The 1,003-nt window shown below is 42.3% G+C and carries 2 protein-coding genes; both read left to right on the top strand.

Features of this window, described 5'->3' with window-relative positions; translation table 11 throughout:
• Window positions 1-153 precede the first annotated feature (153 nt).
• Complete coding sequence (gene dfrA31, locus R7044_RS24425; RefSeq protein WP_000703246.1) at window positions 154-627, top strand: trimethoprim-resistant dihydrofolate reductase DfrA31; 474 nt, start codon at window positions 154-156, stop codon at window positions 625-627.
• Between the two features lie 135 nt (window positions 628-762).
• On the top strand, window positions 763-1,003 hold a 241-nt coding region (locus tag R7044_RS24420), incomplete at its 3' end, for a hypothetical protein (RefSeq protein WP_225455902.1).

Genomic DNA, 1,003 nt, shown 5'->3' with positions numbered 1-1,003 from the left:
ACTTGAGAATTGCGCCATAACAAACGCCTCAAGAGGGACTGTCAACGCGTGGCGTTCCCAGTCCCAATGAGCTGTGGTGGTTACGGTTGTAAATTTAAGCCGTGCGGTAGCGTTGCCAGCCCCTTAGGCGGGCGTTAGCCCTCAGGAGGAAAAATGAAAATATCCATTATGGCAGCAGTTTCTGAGAATGGAGTAATTGGCTCTGGATTGGATATACCTTGGCATGTACAAGGTGAGCAGCTCCTGTTCAAAGCTATGACTTACAATCATTGGCTTTTAGTCGGTCGTAAAACTTTCGACTCAATGGGTAAACTTCCCAATAGGAAATATGCTGTGGTTACTCGCTCAGAAATGGTCTCGAATGATCCAGATGTTATTTATTTCACCAGCATTGAATCGGCATTATCTTACTTAGACAATACGACAACACATGTCTTTGTTTCTGGTGGTGGTGAAATTTACAAAGCATTAATCGAACAAGCAGATGTTATCCATCTTTCAGTGATTCATAAGCACATCTCTGGCGACGTGTTTTTCCCTTCAGTTCCACAGAGTTTCAAGCAAACATTTGAGCAAAGTTTCAGTTCAAATATTGATTACACGTACCAAATTTGGGCAAAGGGCTAACAAACTGTTTAAGAGGGATTCACAACGCGTGGCATTTTTACTATGCGTTGGTTTTAGTGGTTAAGGCGGTATGCGGAAGCTTCGGTATTGCGTTGCTCACCCCTTAACAGGGCGTTATAGCAAAGGAGATAAACGTTGAGTAAGTCAATATTAATAGGTTCGTTAGTGATAGGAGCTGCTGTTTTAGCTAGTCCATTTATATTTGATAAGGTAAAAACAGAGCAGCTAAAAGCTGAGAGGCAGGAAACTGCCAAACAAACCGAAATCGCAGACGTTATAGGCTTAGGTAATGCTGCTGATATTTATTTGCTAGAAACTGGTAAATGTCCGGAAAAAGGGGAGGACTTACTGGGGAAAGTTATCAAAAGATTACCTC

The sequence above is a fragment of the Vibrio sp. 1402 genome, from assembly GCF_033340275.1.
The sequence above is the reverse complement of the archived record's forward strand: the minus strand, read 5'-3'. Positions and strand labels throughout refer to the sequence as shown.

What these genes read in the sequence shown, in the direction of transcription:
- dfrA31 (WP_000703246.1), top strand. Translation starts at nt 154, where the DNA reads ATGAAAATATCCATTATGGCAGCAGTTTCTGAGAATGGAGTAATTGGC.